This window comes from Thioalkalivibrio sp. AKL7 (genome assembly GCF_000381705.1).
In the GTDB taxonomy this organism is placed as follows: domain Bacteria; phylum Pseudomonadota; class Gammaproteobacteria; order Ectothiorhodospirales; family Ectothiorhodospiraceae; genus Thioalkalivibrio; species Thioalkalivibrio versutus.
Window position 1 is genome coordinate 19798 of the sequence record NZ_KB906949.1, and the last position, 16395, is coordinate 36192.

17 protein-coding genes are annotated in these 16395 nt (G+C 68.5%); 9 read left to right on the plus strand and 8 right to left on the minus strand.

Annotated features, from left to right (window positions below; genetic code table 11):
- Positions 1 to 14: 14 nt before the first annotated feature.
- Positions 15 to 1877: an SLC13 family permease gene (locus tag G315_RS0105065; RefSeq protein WP_026338822.1), complete on the plus strand. Its 1863-nt coding sequence runs from the start codon at positions 15 to 17 to the stop codon at positions 1875 to 1877.
- A 68-nt stretch (positions 1878 to 1945) separates the two neighbouring features.
- A complete protein-coding gene (locus G315_RS0105070; RefSeq protein ID WP_019612040.1) occupies positions 1946 to 2560 on the plus strand; it encodes a hypothetical protein in 615 nt (204 codons plus the stop codon).
- A 12-nt stretch (positions 2561 to 2572) separates the two neighbouring features.
- Here G315_RS0105070 and G315_RS0105075 read toward each other — a convergent pair whose 3' ends face one another.
- Positions 2573 to 2863, minus strand: a complete 291-nt coding sequence (locus G315_RS0105075) for an acylphosphatase (RefSeq protein ID WP_019612041.1) — start codon at positions 2861 to 2863, stop codon at positions 2573 to 2575.
- 23 nt (positions 2864 to 2886) lie between these two features.
- On the opposite strand from G315_RS0105075, the gene arsC reads away from it, so the two are divergent.
- Genes arsC through G315_RS0105090 form a run of 3 tightly spaced genes read left to right on the plus strand, consistent with a single transcriptional unit; the run spans position 2887 to position 4204 of the window.
- On the plus strand, positions 2887 to 3243 hold the full coding sequence (arsC, locus tag G315_RS0105080; RefSeq protein ID WP_018143908.1) for an arsenate reductase (glutaredoxin): 357 nt from the start codon (positions 2887 to 2889) through the stop codon (positions 3241 to 3243).
- Complete coding sequence (gene wrbA / locus G315_RS0105085) at positions 3240 to 3851, plus strand: NAD(P)H:quinone oxidoreductase (protein ID WP_018143909.1); 612 nt, start codon at positions 3240 to 3242, stop codon at positions 3849 to 3851. The genes arsC and wrbA overlap by 4 nt, the downstream gene beginning before the upstream one ends.
- Complete coding sequence (locus G315_RS0105090; protein WP_018143910.1) at positions 3848 to 4204, plus strand: DUF2069 domain-containing protein; 357 nt, start codon at positions 3848 to 3850, stop codon at positions 4202 to 4204. Before wrbA ends, G315_RS0105090 begins: the two co-directional genes overlap by 4 nt.
- Positions 4205 to 4560: 356 nt before the next feature.
- On the opposite strand, the gene hda is transcribed toward G315_RS0105090, so the two are convergent.
- The 4 genes from hda to G315_RS0105115 are packed head-to-tail and all read right to left on the minus strand — an operon-like array spanning position 4561 to position 8059.
- Entirely contained in the window at positions 4561 to 5295 is a 735-nt protein-coding gene (gene hda, locus G315_RS0105100; RefSeq protein WP_019612042.1) for a DnaA regulatory inactivator Hda, read from the minus strand.
- Positions 5292 to 6404: an AI-2E family transporter gene (locus tag G315_RS0105105; RefSeq protein WP_018143913.1), complete on the minus strand. Its 1113-nt coding sequence runs from the start codon at positions 6402 to 6404 to the stop codon at positions 5292 to 5294. The genes hda and G315_RS0105105 overlap by 4 nt, the downstream gene beginning before the upstream one ends.
- Entirely contained in the window at positions 6401 to 6991 is a 591-nt protein-coding gene (locus G315_RS0105110; protein ID WP_018143914.1) for a CDP-alcohol phosphatidyltransferase family protein, read from the minus strand. The genes G315_RS0105105 and G315_RS0105110 overlap by 4 nt, the downstream gene beginning before the upstream one ends.
- 36 nt (positions 6992 to 7027) lie before the next feature.
- Positions 7028 to 8059 carry a DUF2066 domain-containing protein gene (locus G315_RS0105115; RefSeq protein ID WP_026338823.1) on the minus strand — a complete coding sequence of 344 codons (1032 nt, stop codon included), beginning with the start codon at positions 8057 to 8059 and terminating at the stop codon, positions 7028 to 7030.
- Positions 8060 to 8244: 185 nt separating this feature from the next.
- Here G315_RS0105115 and purM point away from each other — a divergent pair, with 185 nt between their 5' ends.
- The 4 genes from purM to G315_RS0105135 are packed head-to-tail and all read left to right on the plus strand — an operon-like array spanning position 8245 to position 12197.
- Positions 8245 to 9303 carry a phosphoribosylformylglycinamidine cyclo-ligase gene (gene purM / locus G315_RS0105120; RefSeq protein ID WP_019612044.1) on the plus strand — a complete coding sequence of 353 codons (1059 nt, stop codon included), beginning with the start codon at positions 8245 to 8247 and terminating at the stop codon, positions 9301 to 9303.
- Positions 9300 to 10028: a phosphoribosylglycinamide formyltransferase gene (purN, locus tag G315_RS0105125; protein ID WP_019612045.1), complete on the plus strand. Its 729-nt coding sequence runs from the start codon at positions 9300 to 9302 to the stop codon at positions 10026 to 10028. The genes purM and purN overlap by 4 nt, the downstream gene beginning before the upstream one ends.
- A 7-nt stretch (positions 10029 to 10035) precedes the next feature.
- A complete protein-coding gene (locus G315_RS0105130) occupies positions 10036 to 10785 on the plus strand; it encodes a DUF3108 domain-containing protein (RefSeq protein WP_018176048.1) in 750 nt (249 codons plus the stop codon).
- Positions 10786 to 10790: 5 nt separating this feature from the next.
- Positions 10791 to 12197, plus strand: coding sequence for an NAD(P)/FAD-dependent oxidoreductase (locus tag G315_RS0105135; RefSeq protein ID WP_019612046.1), 1407 nt, complete (start codon positions 10791 to 10793; stop codon positions 12195 to 12197).
- Positions 12198 to 12227: 30 nt separating this feature from the next.
- On the opposite strand, the gene G315_RS0105140 is transcribed toward G315_RS0105135, so the two are convergent.
- The 3 genes from G315_RS0105140 to G315_RS0105150 all read right to left on the minus strand — a co-directional run bounded on the left by G315_RS0105140 (position 12228) and on the right by G315_RS0105150 (position 16386).
- On the minus strand, positions 12228 to 13217 hold the full coding sequence (locus G315_RS0105140; RefSeq protein WP_051069908.1) for a diguanylate cyclase: 990 nt from the start codon (positions 13215 to 13217) through the stop codon (positions 12228 to 12230).
- 299 nt (positions 13218 to 13516) lie between these two features.
- Positions 13517 to 13975 (minus strand): DsrE family protein, encoded by a 459-nt coding sequence (locus G315_RS0105145; RefSeq protein ID WP_019612047.1) that lies wholly within the window; start codon positions 13973 to 13975, stop codon positions 13517 to 13519.
- Between the two features lie 50 nt (positions 13976 to 14025).
- Positions 14026 to 16386, minus strand: coding sequence for a bifunctional diguanylate cyclase/phosphodiesterase (locus G315_RS0105150; protein WP_018143922.1), 2361 nt, complete (start codon positions 16384 to 16386; stop codon positions 14026 to 14028).
- Between the last annotated feature and the right edge of the window lie 9 nt (positions 16387 to 16395).

Consider the following 16395-nt stretch of genomic DNA (forward strand, 5'->3'; position numbering starts at 1 on the left):
AAGCGCCGGGTGCAATGGAACACATAGCGTTCACGCTGGAGATGGGGATCGTGTTCGGCCTGCTGGGGCTGACGATCCTGCTGTTCGTGACCGAGGTGATCCGGATCGACCTCGCGGCGCTGAGTGTGCTGTTCCTGCTGGGGATGGTCGCGCTGGTGCCGGGGGTCGCGCCGATCGTCGAGGGCGAGGCACTCTTCTCCGGCTTTGCCTCGAACGCGGTCATCGCGATCATCGCGGTGATGATCATCGGCACGGGGCTGGACCGCTCCGGAGTGATGAACCGCCTGGCGGACCTGATCCTGCGGTTTGGCGGGAAGACGGAACGCCGGGTGATGGCGACCACCTCGGGCGCCGTGGGCATCGTGACCAGCTTCATGCAGAACATCGGCGCAGCCGCGCTGTTCATGCCGGTGATCAATCGCATTGGTGCCGCCGCCCGCATCCCGCGCTCGCGCCTGCTGATGCCGATGGGTTTTGCCGCGATCGTCGGGGGCACACTCACGCTGGTCGCCTCCAGCCCGTTGATCCTGCTCAACGACCTGCTACCCGGGGATGTCGAGGGCTTTGGCCTCTTCGACGTGACGCCCATCGGGCTGGCCCTGCTGACCACCCTGATCCTGTACTTCGCGGTGCTCGGGAAATGGGTTCTGCCCGCTCGCGATCCGCAGACGGAAGACCCGGACGAGAGCCGGGTGCAAACCACCTCCGCCTGGTTCCGCGAGGTCTATGGCATGGACTTCGGCGTGCGCGAGGCGCGCCTGGGCGAGGACAGCTCGCTGGCCGGACGCACGGTGGGCGACTTCGAGGCGGCCTTTGGCGTACACGTCGTCGGCGTGACCAGCGATGACGAGACCCGCATCGAGCCCAACCGCGACGTGGAACTGAAGCGCGGGGCGCACCTGGCCATCCTCGGACCGGTCACCACCATCGAGAAGACCTGCGACAGTACCGGGACCGTCCTCAAGGACGAGCTGGATGTGTTTGCGCGCGTGCTGTCGGCCCGGCATGGCGGGATCGCCGAGGTCATCGTGCCGCCCGGCTCGGAACTGATCGGACAGACCGTGCGCGACAAGGGCATGCGCCGCACCTACGGCATCTCGGTCCTGCGCATCCAGCGCGGCGACGACCTGATCATCGAAGAGGTCCCGGACACCCCGCTGAAGGCCGGTGACACGCTGGTGGTGCATACCCCATGGGAGCACCTGCAGGCGCTGGAGGACAACCGCGACTTCGTGGTGGTGACCAGCCGCTATCCGCGGCGCAAGCAGGAGGCCTCGAAGACCCACCGGCCGCTGGCTGCGCTCGGGTCGCTCGCGCTGGGGCTGGGGCTCGTGCTGTTCACCGACCTGCCGCTGGCGCTGGCCCTGCTGGGCGGCGCACTGGGGATGATTTTCAGCGGCGTCATCAGCATGGACGAGGCCTATCGCGGCATCAGCTGGAAGACGGTGTTTCTGCTGGCCTCGCTGATCCCGCTGGGGCTTGCGGTGGAGAACTCCGGCGCCGGGGAGTGGATCGCGACCAACGGCATGCAGCAGCTGGAGGGGATGCCGGTCTGGGTATTGCAGGTCGCGGTCTTCCTGTTGACCACCTTCTTCACGCTGGTGATGTCGAATGTGGGTGCCACCGTGCTGCTGGTGCCGCTGGCGGTCAGCTTCGCGAGCGTCGCCCAGGGCATGGGCATCGACGCCGATCCGCGGGTCTTTGCACTGATCGTCGCGATCGCCGCCTCCAACTCGTTCATCCTGCCCACCCACCAGGTCAACGCCCTGATCATGGACCCCGGCGGCTACCGCGTGGCCGACTACCTGCGCGCCGGCTCCCTGATGACCGTGCTCTTCATGGTCGTCTCGCTGCTCGTGATCAACCTGATCTTCTGAGCCCGGTTCAGCCCCGATACAGCCTGAACGGAGAGACTGGCGGCAGCGCCCCTGCACCGGAACCCGATATGGCCGAAACCCTTCATCGAATGTTCCCCTTGGCAGCCGCATTCATGGCGCTGCTTCTGGCCGCCTGCAGCCCGCGGATCTACGGGGTAAGCGAGGAACAGTGGGACACGATGGGCGAGGCCGAGCGTGTCGAGGCCATCCGCGCCTGGGAGTCGGTGCAGAAGGCGCGCGAGGCGCGCCTGCAGGCCGAGGCCGAGCAGGAGGCGGCGCTGGCGGCCGAACGCGCAGCGCAGGTCGCCGCGCTCCGCAGCGGCGATGCGGGACTGCCGGGGGACCTGATCCGCGTCAGCCTGCGCGGCGGGACCCTGCGCATCGGCGGTCGCGAACGGGCGCTGGAGCCGACAAGCTTTTCCCTTGCCAGTGGCGAGACCCGCAGCATCGAGGTCCACGCCGAGCGCTATCGCAGCGAGCTCGACGTCGCCTATGAAGACGGCCTCTTGCTGATCGACCTGCCGCGCCATTCCCGCACCGGGGCCGCACGCGTCGCCTGGGACGGCGACTGGATGCAGGGGACCGAGTCCCGCATTCGTTCGGACGGGCCACACCGGCTGCGCGACGTGCGTGCCTTCGTCCAGGTCATTCCGCCACCGGGCCGCCCGCTGCGGCGCTACTGACGCGCCATCGGCTCAACCGGTGGAGAAGTCGCCCGGCGCCGGCTCGGGCGGCGGCAACTCCTCGGCCTCCACCGCGTCCACCCGCGCCATACGCGGGCCGTCCGCCAGCCACTCCTCCAGCGCGTCCAGTGCCTTGCGCGGACCCACGGCCAGCACCTCCACGCTGCCGTCCGGTTCGTTGCGGGCATAACCGGTCAGGTGCAGGCGTTTCGCCTCGTCGCGGGTGGACGCGCGGAAGAACACGCCCTGTACCTGGCCGCTCACACGCCAGCGGCGGGCATGGTTATCATTGGTCTCCGTCATTTGTTGTCCTCCGGAGTGGATTCATGTCCGATGCCCCTACGCTGTACCACAACCCGCGCTGCAGCAAGTCGCGTGCGACCCTGGCGCTGCTGCGCGAACAGGGCGTGGAACCGCAGATCGTCGAATACCTGAAGACCCCGCCGGACGCGGCCACCCTGCGCGCGATCGTGGACAAGCTCGGCATTGCGCCACGCGACCTTCTGCGCACCGGCGAGGCGGAATACCGCGAGCTGGGCCTGAAGGATGCCGAGATGGACGACGAAGCGCTGATCCAGACCATGGTCCAGCACCCGAAACTGATCGAGCGCCCCATCCTCGTCCACGGCGACGACGCCCGTATCGGGCGCCCGCCGGAACAGGTCCTGGAGATCCTGTCGTGAGCGCCGCCCCCGAGATCCTCGTGCTGTACTACAGCCGTTATGGGGCGACGGCAGAACTGGCCCGCCACGTGGCCAGTGGCGTGGAGCGCGCCGGTGCGGTCGCCCGCGTGCGCACCGTCCCGCCGGTGAGCACCAACATCGCCGGCGACGCCCCGGCGGTCCCCGCCGACGGCCCGCCCTACGCGGAGACCCGCGACCTCGAAGAATGCGCCGGGCTGGTGATGGGGTCGCCCACCCGCTTCGGCAACATGGCCGCGCCGCTGAAACACTTCCTTGATGGCACCAGCGGTCTCTGGGCCAGCGGCGGGCTGGTGGATCGGCCGTTCGGGCTGTTCACCAGCACGGCTACCCAGCATGGCGGGCAGGAAACCACCCTGCTGACCATGGCCATGCCGCTGATCCACCAGGGGATGCTGTGGGTGGGCGTGCCCTACACCGTGCCGGAACTGAGCACCACCACGAGCGGCGGCTCGCCCTATGGCGCCAGCCACGTCGCGGGGGGCCAGGGCGAACACCCGGTCACGCGCGACGAGCAGCGCATTGCCGGCGCGCTGGGCGAACGCGTCGGCCGCATTGCCCTGCGGCTCCAGGCCGGAGACGACGCATGATCCTCGCGGCCCGCGCGCTGGCGCTGATCGCCTACTTCGGCCTGCTCGGCGTGATCCTGATCTGGACAACCTGGATCGACCCGCCGGAGATCGTTCCGATCGCCGTGGCGCTGGTCGTGCTGGTCCTGCCGCTGATGTTCCCGCTGCGCGGCATGCTGCACGGACGCCGCTACACCCACGCCTGGTCCAGCCTGCTGGCGCTGGCCTACATCACCCTCGGTATCACGCTGGCCGCCGCGGCGGACGCCCGGCTCTACGGTGTGCTGATGACCACCGCCAGCCTCGCCTGGTTCGCCGGCTGCCTGCTCTACGTCAAGCTGGACGCCCGCCGCGCCCGCCAGATGGCTTCCTGACTTTTCCATCCACCACGAAGCGCACGCAGAAGGGCAAGGGCGTCTCACAGGAAATAAGGCGGTTCTGGATGGGGCGCCGCGGGCGCAAGGACCTTCAGGGCTGCCGCCTCCGTTGCCCGTCATCCCGGCCGGAGCGCAGCGCAGAGCCGGGATCTCCGGCGCAGGACAACCAGATCCCGGATCACCGCTGCGCGGTGTCCGGGATGACGGACATCGGCGGGGCACTGCACACCGCGATGGCGTTCCGGGCGATCGACTCCAACCAATAAGTCCTTTCTTCCGTCATGCCTGCCTTTCAGCAAAAAACGCCCTTGACGTTGCCCTTCTTCGTGCCTTCGTGCGCTTCGCGGTAAAAATCACAAACGCGCGAGCTGGTCGCGGACGAAGGGGATGGTCAGGCGCCGCTGCTCGGCCAGGGCGGCCAAGTCCAGGCGGTCCAGCAGCTCCAGTAGCGCCACCAGGTCGCGGCGGTAGTGGCGCAACAGATATTCGGCCACCGCCTCCGGCAGCTCCAGCCCGCGCAACACCGCGCGCTGGGCGAGGATGCGCTTGAGGTCGTCCTCCTCCGGCGCCTGCATGCGGAACACCGGCCCCCAGGCGAGGCGCGAGGTCAGATCCGGCAGGCCACTGCCCAGCCCGTCCGGCGCGTACGCGGCTGCCAGCAGCACCCGGCAGCCGCCATCGCGAAGTCGATTCAGCAGCCCGAACAGGGCCTCGTCCCAGTCGCACTGCCCGACCACCGCGTCGAGATCGTCCAGCGCAACCAGGCGGGCGCGCTCAAGCCCATCCAGCACCGCCAGCGGCGGCGCGGTCACCAGTTCGGCCAGCGGCAGATAGGCCACGGGCTCGCCGCGTTCGTGACCCTGGTGGCAGGCGGCCTGCAGCAGATGGGTCTTGCCCAGGCCCACCGGGCCGTGCAACAGAATCTGTGGCTCGGTCATCCCGGTCCCGATCGAGAGGGCCTCCACCGCGTCCCGCGCGAGGCGGTTGCCGCCGGGATAGAAACTGGCAAAGCGCGAGGCGTCGCGCAGGCGCAAATCCAGCGGGAGCTGGTGCTGCGGCGCAGCATTGCCTCCCTGCCCCGTCGTCATGAGCCTCCGCCCCCTGTATCCACGGGCGCATCCTCGGCATTCAGCCGCCGGTAGTGCGCCAGGGTATGGCGCACCCCCACGGCCAGGACCGCCGCCACCGGCAACGCCAGCAGCACGCCGAAGAACCCGAACAGCTGGCCGCCCGCCAGCACGGCAAAGATCACCGCGACCGGGTGCAGCCCGGTACGGTCCCCCACCAGCCAGGGGGTCAGGACCATGGACTCCAGCACCTGGGCAATGGCGAAGATCACCAGCACGATCAGCAGCAGGCTCCAGCCGTCGCCCTGCACCAGCGCCGCGGCGGTGGCCAGCAGCACGCCAACGATCACGCCCACGTAGGGAATGAAGCTCACCAGCCCCGCGATCAGGCCGATCGCCAGCCCCATCTCGATTCCCGCCACGGTCAGGGTGACGGCGTAGAACAGGCCGAGCGCCAGCATCACCAGCAACTGCCCGCGCAGGAAGGCCCCCAGGGTCTCGTCCGACTCCGCGGCGAAGGTCAGCACCGCCGGCCGCCAGGCCTGCGGCAGTAGATCCCGCAGGCCGTCCAGCAGCCGCGGCCAGTCGCGCAGCAGATAGAAGCTCACCACCGGGATCAGCACCACGTTAAGCACCCCCAGCACCAGCGCGCCAGTCGAACTGCCGATCCATTGCAGCACGCCCCCGGCCAGCCCGCCGGCCTCGCGCCAGTGGTCCGCCACCAGCCCCTGCAGCGCGCTGGCATCCAGCGGCGGCAGGGAATCCCCGGCCAGATCCTCCAGCCGCGGGCGCACCTGATCGTCGAACCAGCCGAGGATTTGCGGCATCGCCAGCGTAAGCCGCTCGACCTGGGCGATCGCCAGCGGGATCAGGATCAGGATCAGCGCCGCCAACCCCAGCATCACCAGCAGGAAGATCACCACGGTCGCCAGGGTGCGCGAGCGCCCCGTGCGCGCAACCAGCCGGGTCACCAGCGGGTTGAACAGGTAGCCGATCAGCAGGGCTGCGACGAAGGGCGTGAGGATGGGCGCCAGCAGGTACAGCGCTCCACCAAGGACCAGCAGCCCAACCAGGGCAGCCAGCGGGGCGGCTGAAAGCGGCCAGACATGGTCGCGGGTATCCGGATTCATGGCGTCCTCCCCGAGGTCCCTGCCGGATTCGTGTGTCCGTGCAGGTGACGCCAGGCATAAAATCCCCATTGCACGGTATAGGCCAGCCCGCTGGCCACGGTGGTGAAGGCCACGACGATCACCAGCAGTTGCACCCAGATCGGATCCAGCGCCAGCAGACCGACCTTCACGATGGCGACCAGTACCAGCGTGATCTGCAAAAAGGTGTTCACCTTGCTGATCAGCAGCGGCCGGATGGCCAGCGGGCCGACGAACACCCGGTACAGCGCGGAGCCCACGGTCAGCCAGACATCCCGCCCGACCACCAGCACCAGCAGCCACAACGGCAGTAGCCCGGACAGCGTCACCGCGACGTAGACCCCCAGCATCAGCAGCTTGTCCGCGGCCGGGTCCAGCCAGGCCCCGAGCCGTGTGTGCCAGCCGTAGCGCCGCACCAGCCAGCCATCCAGGGCGTCAGTCAGCCCGGCGATCGCCAGCAGCACCACCGCCACCACGTAGTGCTCCAGCGCCAGCAACCACACGATCGGCGGAATCAGCGCGATCCGGCCAATGGTGACGGCGTTGGGGATCTGGTGGCGAGGGAACATTCGATGAAAGTGGGCGCGAACCGAGGCCGGCGCGGATTAGCGCCGGTCCAGCCAGGCATCGGCACCGGCGGCGTCCTCGGGCGTCTCGGCCCGCGCGAAGCCGGAGCCACGCAGCAGATCGATCAGATCGTCCTGCTCGAGTCCAGTACGGACCTGCAGCACCACGCTATCGCCGGCCAGGGAATCCAGACGCGCGGTCTCCACCGCCTGCAACCGCGTCAGCTCGGCGCGCAGGCGCTCGAAGGCCCCATAGCCCTGAACCCCGGCAAAGCCCAGACGCAGCCATTCCGGCTCGGCCGCCACCCGCGCCAGGCGTTCGGCCACCTGATCCAGCCCTCGCGCCACCGCGTCGTGCGCCGCACTACCGGGATCCTCCCCGCTCGCCGCGCTGCGATATTCGCGGCCATCGTGCACGGCAATCGCCCGCGCCTCCGCCCCGCTCGTGGTCTCGCGCACATGCAGCAGCACGACGCCATCGGCGTCGTAGCGACGCGCCGCCTCCACCAGCGGCTCGGTCACGCCGCCGACGATGTCGGACGGCTGGGCCGCGCGGCGGTCCTGAAGGTCGCCCAGGGGGAACAACAGCGGCATGTCACGCGCCGCGGCCAGATCCCCCAGCGCGGAGAGAATGCCCGGACCGTCCACGGCATCCCCGAGCAGGTCGCGCTGCCCGCCCCGCTCGTGGACGGCCCAGACCAGCAGCCCCGGACGCTCCCCGAGCACGGATGGCACCCCGGCATCGCGCAGCGCGGTGCGCAGACGGAAGCGGTCGAACTCCAGGCGGTAGGAATCGTCCTCAACCTGCTGCCGGCGCTCCAGGGCCGCGATCCAGCCCGCGTCGTCACGGGCGTCCAGCAACGCCTCGACCAGTTCCAGTCCCGGCTCCGAGCGCAGCCCCGCCAGACGCACCAGCGCCTGTTCCAGGCCCTGCTCCAGGGCCGTGGACTCGTCCTCGGCCGCGACCGTCACCACCACCGGGCCATCGGCCGCGGCCGCCGGGGCCAGCACGAGGAGGAAAAGACCCAGCAGCATAGCCAGGCGCGAATGCGTTCGGGGGTGCAGTGACATGGTTGCGTTCAATTGTTCGACAAGCGCCACAAAATACCACAGGCCACCGCGCCGAAGTCCCTGAGGAAAGCGGCCAAATGCGGCCCGGGCCGCACCGTCTTCTTTGCACGCCCGCACCCGGCTCGCTACCATGCCGGGTTCTGCGAGACCGCCACGGCGCGCGGTCGTCAAACATCGGGGAACCCATGTCCGAATCCCGTTCAGGCCTGACCTACCGCGAGGCCGGTGTCGACATCGAGGCCGGCGCCGAGCTGGTCGAACGCATCAAGCCGCATGCGGCGCGCACCCGGCGTCCCGGCGTCATGGCCGGACTGGGGGGCTTCGGCGCCCTGTTCGAGTTGCCGATGGATCGCTACAAGCAGCCGGTTCTGGTCTCCGGCACCGACGGCGTCGGCACCAAGCTGCGCCTGGCCCAGGAGACCGGTCGTCACGACAGCATCGGCATCGATCTGGTCGCGATGTGCGTGAACGACATCGTGGTCCAGGGCGCCGAGCCGCTGTTCTTCCTCGACTACTACGCCACCGGCCACCTGGACGTGGACATCGCCGCCGACGTGGTCACCGGCATCGCCGAGGGCTGCGAACAGGCCGGTTGTGCGCTGATCGGCGGCGAGACGGCCGAGATGCCCGGGATGTACCAGGGCGAAGACTACGACGTGGCCGGCTTCGCGGTCGGGATCGCCGAGAAGGCCGCCCTGATCGACGGCAGCCGGGTCACCGCGGGCGATGTGGTCCTGGGCCTGGAGGCCAGCGGGCCCCACTCCAACGGCTATTCCCTGATCCGCCGCGTCCTGGAACACTCCGGCGCCGGCCTGGACGCCCCGTTGCCGGGCGCCGACGGGGTCTCCCTCGGCGAGGCGCTGATGGCCCCCACCCGGATCTACGTACGCCCGCTGCTGGAGCTGCTGCAGCAGTTCCCGGTGCACGCAATGGCGCATATCACCGGCGGTGGTCTGACCGAGAATATTCCGCGCGTGCTGCCGGATACCCTGGGGGCGCGCATCGACCCGGACAGCTGGGCCCGCCCGCCGGTGTTCCAGTGGCTGCAGCAGGCCGGCGACATCGCCGACGAGGAGATGCTGCGCACCTTCAACTGTGGCATCGGCATGACCGTGATCCTCCCCGAGGACCGGGTCGAGGCCGCCAGCTCGCAGCTGGCCCGCGCCGGCATCCGCAGCTGGCCGATCGGCGTGATCCAGGAACGCGACGACTACCAGCCAAGCGTCTCCTACGTCGCCGCATGAGCGTCCCCGCCGGGCAATCGGCCGCGACCCCGAAGCGCCTGGTGGTGCTGATCTCCGGGCGTGGCAGCAACCTCGGCGCACTGATCGAGGCCTGCGAGCAGGACCGCATCCCGGCGCAGGTCGTCGGCGTCATCAGCAACCGCCCCGATGCCGCCGGGCTGGGCTTTGCCGAACAGCATCACATCCCGCACCGGGTACTGAACCACCGCGACTACCCCTCGCGCGAGGCCTTTGACGCCGACCTGGCCACCGCCATCGAGGACTATGCCCCCGACCTGGTCATCCTGGCCGGCTTCATGCGCATCCTGACCCCCGGTTTTGTGGACCGCTTCACCGGCCGGATGCTGAACATTCACCCGTCGCTGCTGCCGAAGTACCGCGGTCTGGATACCCATGCCCGCGCCCTGGCCGATGGCGAGCCCGAACACGGCGCCAGCGTGCACTTTGTTACCCCGGAGCTGGACGGCGGCCCGGTCATCATGCAGGCCCGCGTGCCGGTCGACCCCAACGACACGCCCGACACCCTGGCCGCCCGCGTGCAACAGGCCGAGCACCGGCTGTACCCCGAGGCCGTGCGCCGGGTGTGTTCAGGTGAAATTCAGTGGTCCGGGCGGATCCTGCAGGCCGACGGCTCGCCGCTTGAGGCGCCGCTGCAACTCGACGAGGACACCCACGATGTTTCAGGCCCTGACGCCCGGAGCCGCCCACCGCACCCGGTCGGCTAGAACCCCCATGTTCCGACTCGCAATCGCCCTGCTGCTGGCCCTGCTGGCCGCCCCCGCGGCTGCGGAGCGCGATCTGAGCCCGATCCCGCCCTACACCGCCAGTTACGAGGCCAACGCCATGGGCAACACGCTCAAGGCGCGCATCACGCTCAATCACGAAGACGTGCAGACCCGCATGGCGATGGACGCCCATGTCTCCGGTTTCCTGCGCATCCTCGGGCGTTTCGAGCTGAGCCGCGAGGCCCTGATGAACAGCCGAAGCGGCGATTTGCAGCTGGTGCAATCGCGCAGCCAGCAGATCACCCCGCGCCGCGAGCGCAAGGTCGAGACCCGCTTCGACTGGGAGACCAACCGCGCGATCGGCACCATCAACGGCGAACGCTTCGATCTCGAGGTGCCGCCGCAGACCCTGGACTTCCTCGGCTCGCTGTATCTGATGATGCAACGCCTGGAGAGTGGGGCCCTGTCCAGCGAAGGCGACCGCGAAACCATCCAGGCCCTGGAACGCGACCGCCTGCGCGAATACCGCTTCGAGTACGCCGGGCGCGAGACCATGGACTCCCCGATCGGCCGGGTCGAGACCATCCGCATCGATCGCCGCACGGACGACAGCGATGTCGCCCTGTCCGCCTGGTTCGCCCGCGAGCTGCGCCATGTCCCGGTGCGCTTCGACTACGAGGCCGACGGCCGCGTGTTCGAGCTGAACCTCACGCAGCTGGAATGGCACGATCCGATCATTGATCTGACCGACGAGTAACCACCATGAGCGAAACCTTTGACCTGGCCATCATCGGCAGTGGCCCCGGGGGCTATCGCGCCGCCGTCCTGGGCGCCCTGCGCGGACTGAACGTCGTCATCATCGAAAAGGCCGACTGGGGCGGCTGCTGCCTCAACCGCGGCTGCGTGCCCAAGAAGGACTGGTACCACACCGCACGCACGGTTGCCGCCCAGCGCCACTTCGCCGGCCGCGGCATCAGCGGCAGTCTCAGCGCCGACATGGGCAAGGCCTGGGACCACCAGAAGGACGTGGTCACCGAGGTGCGCAACTCCTACCTGGGCTACATGAAGCACCTGAAGATCCAGTACCGCCACGGAGCCGCGAGCTTCCGCGACGCCGAGACCCTGGAGGTCGTGACCGACGATGGCACCGAGACCGTGCAGGCCCGGCACACCATCATCGCCACCGGTGCCACCGCCAGCGTCCCCGCGCCCTTCGAGGCGGCGCCCGGTCGCGTCCTCACCACCGACATGCTGTTCGACGACAAGCCGCCGGCCGGTCAGCGCGTCGCCCTCATCGGCTCCGGCGTGGTCGCCACCGAGTTCGCCTGGATCTTTCACCACCTCGGCAAGGACGTGACCTGGCTGAGCCGCTCGAAGCCGCTGTCCGGCCAGAAATTCAGCCCCCAGGCGCTGGGCACGCTGAAGGAACGCCTGGCCGAGGACGGCGTCGAGCCCACCCGTGTGAAGGGCTACGAGAAGGTCGAGATGTCCGACGACGGCGTCACCATCACCGACAGCGAAGGCAACACCTTCGAGGTCGACTGGGTCCTGCTCGGCACCGGACGCACCCCGCACACCGAGGGCCTGAACCTGGATACGATCGGGGTGAAGACTGATGCCCGCGGCTTCGTGAAGCGCCGCCCCACCCTGCAGACCGACGTCGACAACATCTACGTCATCGGCGATGTCGCCAGCGAGTGGCAGACCGCCAACCACGCCCTGGCCGACGCGACCATCGCGGTCGAGAACATCCAGAACGGCAACACCCGCGAACAGGACGAGCGCTTCGTCCCGATCGCGATCTACTCCGCCGTCGAGATGGCGCGTCTGGGCATGGACGAGGACGATGCCGAGGACGATGAACTGGAACCCGCGGTCGGGTTCGCCGCCTTCGAGACCTCCCCGCGCGCCCTGGGCCAGGACGAGCCCGAGGGCTTCGTGCGCCTGATCGGCGACATGGATACCGGGGCCCTGCTGGGCGGCGAGGTGATCGGCGCCGAAGCCGGCGAGCTGATCCACATCCTGTCGCTGGCCCCGAACCGCGACACCGCGCTGGCCTGGATCGCCAAGGGCCAATGGAACCACCCGACCCGCGCCGAGGAGTTCCTCAACGCCACCGAGACCCTCGCATCCAAGTGGAACCTCAAGTCCGAGATCTTCGGTCTCTGACCCGGCCTGAAGCCACCCGGAAGTCCTGGGCTAGCGTTCAGCCCGGGTACGTTTGGCGGCCAGGAGCTCGGTATCCGCGCGGTGGACGAGGTGCTCGAGATGGGTGTCGTCGGCGAGAAAGCCGGCCGCGCCGACACTGATGGAGATGTCCGCCCGTTCCTGCACCCGCGCCTGCAGGCGCTCGGCCATCCGTCGGGCATCCGCCAACGGGGTATGCGGAAGCAGGACGACGAATTCGTCCCCGCCATAGCGTCCGAGGAGGTCCGCGTCGCGCAGGGTTGCCTGCGCGGTCGCGGTGACCCGCTTCAGCATGGCGTCGCCGGCCGCGTGTCCCACTTCGTCGTTGATCCGCTTGAAGCCGTCGAGATCGAACATCAACAGCGAAAGGGGACTGCCGTGGCGGCGGGCGCGCTCCATCTCGCTCTCAGCCCGTGCCTGAAAGTGCCGGCGATTGCCAACCCCGGTGAGGGGGTCGCAGGACGCGAGTTTTTCCAGCCGCCGATTGGCCTCCTCGAACTCGCGGTTGGCTTGGTTCAGGGCCTGCGTGCGCTCCTCGACCACGGCCTCCAGGTTGTGGCTGTAGCGCTCCAGATCCTCACGCGCCAGGCGCAACTCGGTGACATCCTGGGAAATTCCGAACAAGTGCGTGATCGCGCCCTGCGTGTCATGCACGGGCAACAGCAGGGTGAGCCAGTGCCCTTCCTTTTCGACTCCATCGCCGTCGCGAAAGGCGGCATGTTCCTCGTAGCGCAGGGGCGCATCCTGGCGCAGGCAGTCGCGGTAATGTGCGACCACCTGCTCCGCGACCGGCCACGGCAGGATGTCGTGCAAGCGCCGGCCGGTACAATCCTGCGCGAACAGCTGTTGCATCTTCGCGTTGGATGCCTCGACCACGAAATCCGGGCCTTCGACCCGAATCAGGAACATGTTCTCCGGGAAGTGCTGCCAGATCTCCGCGAGCACACTGGTCTGCGCCAACTCGTGCAGAAATCCTTCCCTCGCCGTTCTATCGTCCGTCATCGAATACCCTTCTGGTACGCCGGGGACACGCGGCCCCACATACGCGGTCGCCCTCGAATCGATCTTTCGTGCTGACAAGGTGTGGTGAGCTCAGTGTAGCCGAGCTTTCGTCGCGAACCGCAACGCCGTCAGTGGGAACATTGGCCGAAGCCTGGCATTCAATGACTTGCGGGGTTGATGCCCCCGCGTTCCTCGACCCGGAGTTACGTACCACGGGTGGCAACGGGCCGGTAGAACCGCGTCCACCCTGCGCAACACATGGAGCGCCGACGCGGGCGTGGACAAGGGCCAGCGTCGCCCTAACGCATGTACCCGTAGCCCTCCTGCTGTTGCAGACGGATGATCTCGGCATCGGCCATCGGGACGACGCTCGCGAAGCCGTGGAAGTCCTCCGGGGCGTAGCCGCGACGAGCGGCCCCGGCCTGGCAGATGCGATATTCGATCACGCCATTCAGGGTCAGCCCGCGGGCACGCGTCATCAGCTGCTCGTGCGCGGCGAAATGCTCGCGCGCGAACAGGTCCAGCGCTCCGCCATGGACCACCAGGACGATGTGGCTGTCGAAGGGGTCGTCCTCGACCATCCGGCTCAGGTAGGCCGCGTGGTCGAGCACGTTCTCCAGGCCCTCGGGTGTCCCGGCGGTCACGTCGTACACGGCCCGCAGACCCTGGTAGCCCTGTTCCACCGGTGCAGCCGCGCCCCAGGGGGCTGGAGTCTCCCCTGCCTGAGCCATGACGACGGGCCCGGTCGCGAACCCCATCATCCATCCGGCGAGCAGGAGTGCCCGCCACCCGCGCTGGGTGTTTGCTGTCATTCCGTCGGTCCTCTCGGTTCGCGATCCGCCTGGTTCGTAACCCCGGGCCTATCGGCCACCAGGGCCTCGAAATCGGCAACCGGCATGGCGTGGTGATACAAGTAGCCCTGAAAGCGCTGGCAGCCATGACGCACCAGGAAATCACGCTGGGCCTCGTTCTCCACACCTTCGGCAATCAGGCTCAGACCCATGTTGTGGGCGATGGCCGCGATCGTCGCGACGATGTTGGCGTCGTCCGCGTCGTGCTCGATGTCCTGGACGAAGGAGCGGTCGATCTTGAGCACATCCAGCGGGAGACGCTTGAGATAGCCAAGCGAGGAATACCCGGTCCCGAAGTCGTCCAGCGCCAGCGCCACCCCGCGCGCCCGCAGGGCCTCCAGATTGGCAATCAGTTGCGGCGAGGCATCCGCCATCACGCTCTCGGTCACCTCGATGTGCAGCCGCTGGGCAGCGGCCCCGGTCTCCTCCAGGATGCCCGTTACCTCGTCCATCAGACGCGCCTGGCGCAGGTGATGCGGCGACAGGTTGACCGAGATCGGCAGATCCTCCAGCCCTGGCCGCCCCTGCCAGGCACGCAATGTCTGGCAGGCCTGGAGCAGCGCCAGGCGGCCGATCTCGAGGATCTGCCCGGTGTGCTCCGCCACCGGGATGAACTCGCCCGGGGAGATCCAGGTTCCGTCCGGCTGCGGCCAGCGCATCAATGCCTCGGCACCCAGGATGCGTCCCTCCGGGTCCACCTGGGGTTGCAGGTGGATCACCAGTTCCTCGCGCCCCAGCGCCTGGCGCAGGTTGCGCTCCAGCTCCGCCTCGCGCAGCAGGGTCCGCTGCATCGCCGGGTCGTAGAAGCGCACCGCGTTACGGCCCTGGTGCTTGGCCTGGTACATGGCGAAATCGGCCTGCTTGAGCAACTCCTCCGGCGTATCGTAGCCACGCGGGAACAGGGTGATCCCGATGCTGCCGGACATCACATGCTCGATGTCATCGATCCGGACCGGCTCGCGCATCGCCTTCAGCAGCTCGCCGGCGATGCGCTGGGCGTCGACCCCCGCCTGTGAACGATCGGGACTCAGCTCCTCCAGCAGGGCCACGAACTCGTCGCCGCCCAGGCGTGCCACGATGTCCTGGTCGCGCAGTCGCGCGGTGAAGCGCTGGGCCAGGGCCTGCAGCAGGCGATCCCCCGCGGAATGGCCGCAGGTGTCGTTCAGGGTCTTGAAGTTGTCCAGGTCGATCAGCAGCAAAGCGGCATGCCGACGGGTCCGGTTGACCGTGTGAATGGCGTGTTCCAGATGCTCCAGCAACAGTCGCCGGTTGGGCAGGTCGGTCAGCGCATCGCGAAACGCCAGGCGGGCGTTCTCCTCTTCGACCTCCAGGATGCGGCCGAGGCGCTGCGCCATGGTCTGCGTCACCTGCTGCAAGCGGGCGATCTCGGTCACTCGGGAGTCAACGCGCAGATCCGTGTGGAATTCTCCATGGCCGATCCGGTCGAGGGTCTTCATGGCCTGCTGCATCGGCCGCAGGGTGCGACCCAGCCACAGGTACAACCCGCCCGCGATCAGCACGAGCACCAGGAAGGCGGCCGCATAGGTCAGCGCATTGATGAGGTTCTGGGTAGCGACCGATTCGGTCAGGTCACGCGACAGGACCACGTTGGCGGTCGGACGCTCGGCCGCGTATGGCATTAGGGGCAAATAGACCACCTGCGAATGCCGACCATCCAGATCCACGCGCCCGGCGGTCGCCTGCTCCTGCAGTCGCCCACTCAGCGAAAGGGACATCGAGAATGGCGCGGTGAGGGCCAGTGGCCCGCGACCATCCAGCAACGCGGCACGACCGCCGATCGCCTCCGCCATGGACTCGAGCGCCGAGGTCGACAGATCGCGCAGTTGCACGACACTGCCGATGGGATTGCCGCCACGATAGACCGGGATGGCCAGACCGGCATAGATTCGCTCGCCGGGCACATGATGCAGCCCCTCGTGGAAGCGCCCGTCCGCCAGCGCCGCCTCTGCCAGCGGCACACGCTCGCCACGGTTGCCGTCGGAGTCATAACGCACCGTGCCCTGGGCATCCAGGACCACGATCCGGTCCGCGATCCCGCCGGCCCGCAGGCGGTTGTACAGAGGGTCCGCGTAGGTGCTGATGCCCGCGTCGGCACGCATGGCGCCAATCAGCGCCTCGTTGCGCGTCACCGCGGTCGCCTCGGCGCGCATGCGCTGCCACTCGTTCGCCAGGGTCTGGCGCCAGGCGGCCGACTGGCCCTCCACGCCCAGCCGGTCGAGGCGCTGCTCCGCCTGATTGACCGCAAGGTGCGTGCCCATCGCAAGGGTCCCGGCAAGCACGAGGAGCCCGGCGAACATGACAGCGGT

Bases quoted from the DNA above. Each gene is read 5' to 3' on its own strand.
- G315_RS0105065 (WP_026338822.1), top strand. From the start codon at position 15: ATGGAACACATAGCGTTCACGCTGGAGATGGGGATCGTGTTCGGCCTG.
- G315_RS0105070 (WP_019612040.1), top strand. From the start codon at position 1,946: ATGGCCGAAACCCTTCATCGAATGTTCCCCTTGGCAGCCGCATTCATG.
- G315_RS0105075 (WP_019612041.1), bottom strand. From the start codon at position 2,863: ATGACGGAGACCAATGATAACCATGCCCGCCGCTGGCGTGTGAGCGGC.
- arsC (WP_018143908.1), top strand. From the start codon at position 2,887: ATGTCCGATGCCCCTACGCTGTACCACAACCCGCGCTGCAGCAAGTCG.
- G315_RS0105090 (WP_018143910.1), top strand. From the start codon at position 3,848: ATGATCCTCGCGGCCCGCGCGCTGGCGCTGATCGCCTACTTCGGCCTG.
- hda (WP_019612042.1), bottom strand. From the start codon at position 5,295: ATGACGACGGGGCAGGGAGGCAATGCTGCGCCGCAGCACCAGCTCCCG.
- G315_RS0105105 (WP_018143913.1), bottom strand. From the start codon at position 6,404: ATGAATCCGGATACCCGCGACCATGTCTGGCCGCTTTCAGCCGCCCCG.
- G315_RS0105110 (WP_018143914.1), bottom strand. From the start codon at position 6,991: ATGTTCCCTCGCCACCAGATCCCCAACGCCGTCACCATTGGCCGGATC.
- G315_RS0105115 (WP_026338823.1), bottom strand. From the start codon at position 8,059: ATGTCACTGCACCCCCGAACGCATTCGCGCCTGGCTATGCTGCTGGGT.
- purM (WP_019612044.1), top strand. From the start codon at position 8,245: ATGTCCGAATCCCGTTCAGGCCTGACCTACCGCGAGGCCGGTGTCGAC.
- purN (WP_019612045.1), top strand. From the start codon at position 9,300: ATGAGCGTCCCCGCCGGGCAATCGGCCGCGACCCCGAAGCGCCTGGTG.
- G315_RS0105130 (WP_018176048.1), top strand. From the start codon at position 10,036: ATGTTCCGACTCGCAATCGCCCTGCTGCTGGCCCTGCTGGCCGCCCCC.
- G315_RS0105135 (WP_019612046.1), top strand. From the start codon at position 10,791: ATGAGCGAAACCTTTGACCTGGCCATCATCGGCAGTGGCCCCGGGGGC.
- G315_RS0105140 (WP_051069908.1), bottom strand. From the start codon at position 13,217: ATGACGGACGATAGAACGGCGAGGGAAGGATTTCTGCACGAGTTGGCG.
- G315_RS0105145 (WP_019612047.1), bottom strand. From the start codon at position 13,975: ATGGGGTTCGCGACCGGGCCCGTCGTCATGGCTCAGGCAGGGGAGACT.
- G315_RS0105150 (WP_018143922.1), bottom strand. From the start codon at position 16,386: ATGTTCGCCGGGCTCCTCGTGCTTGCCGGGACCCTTGCGATGGGCACG.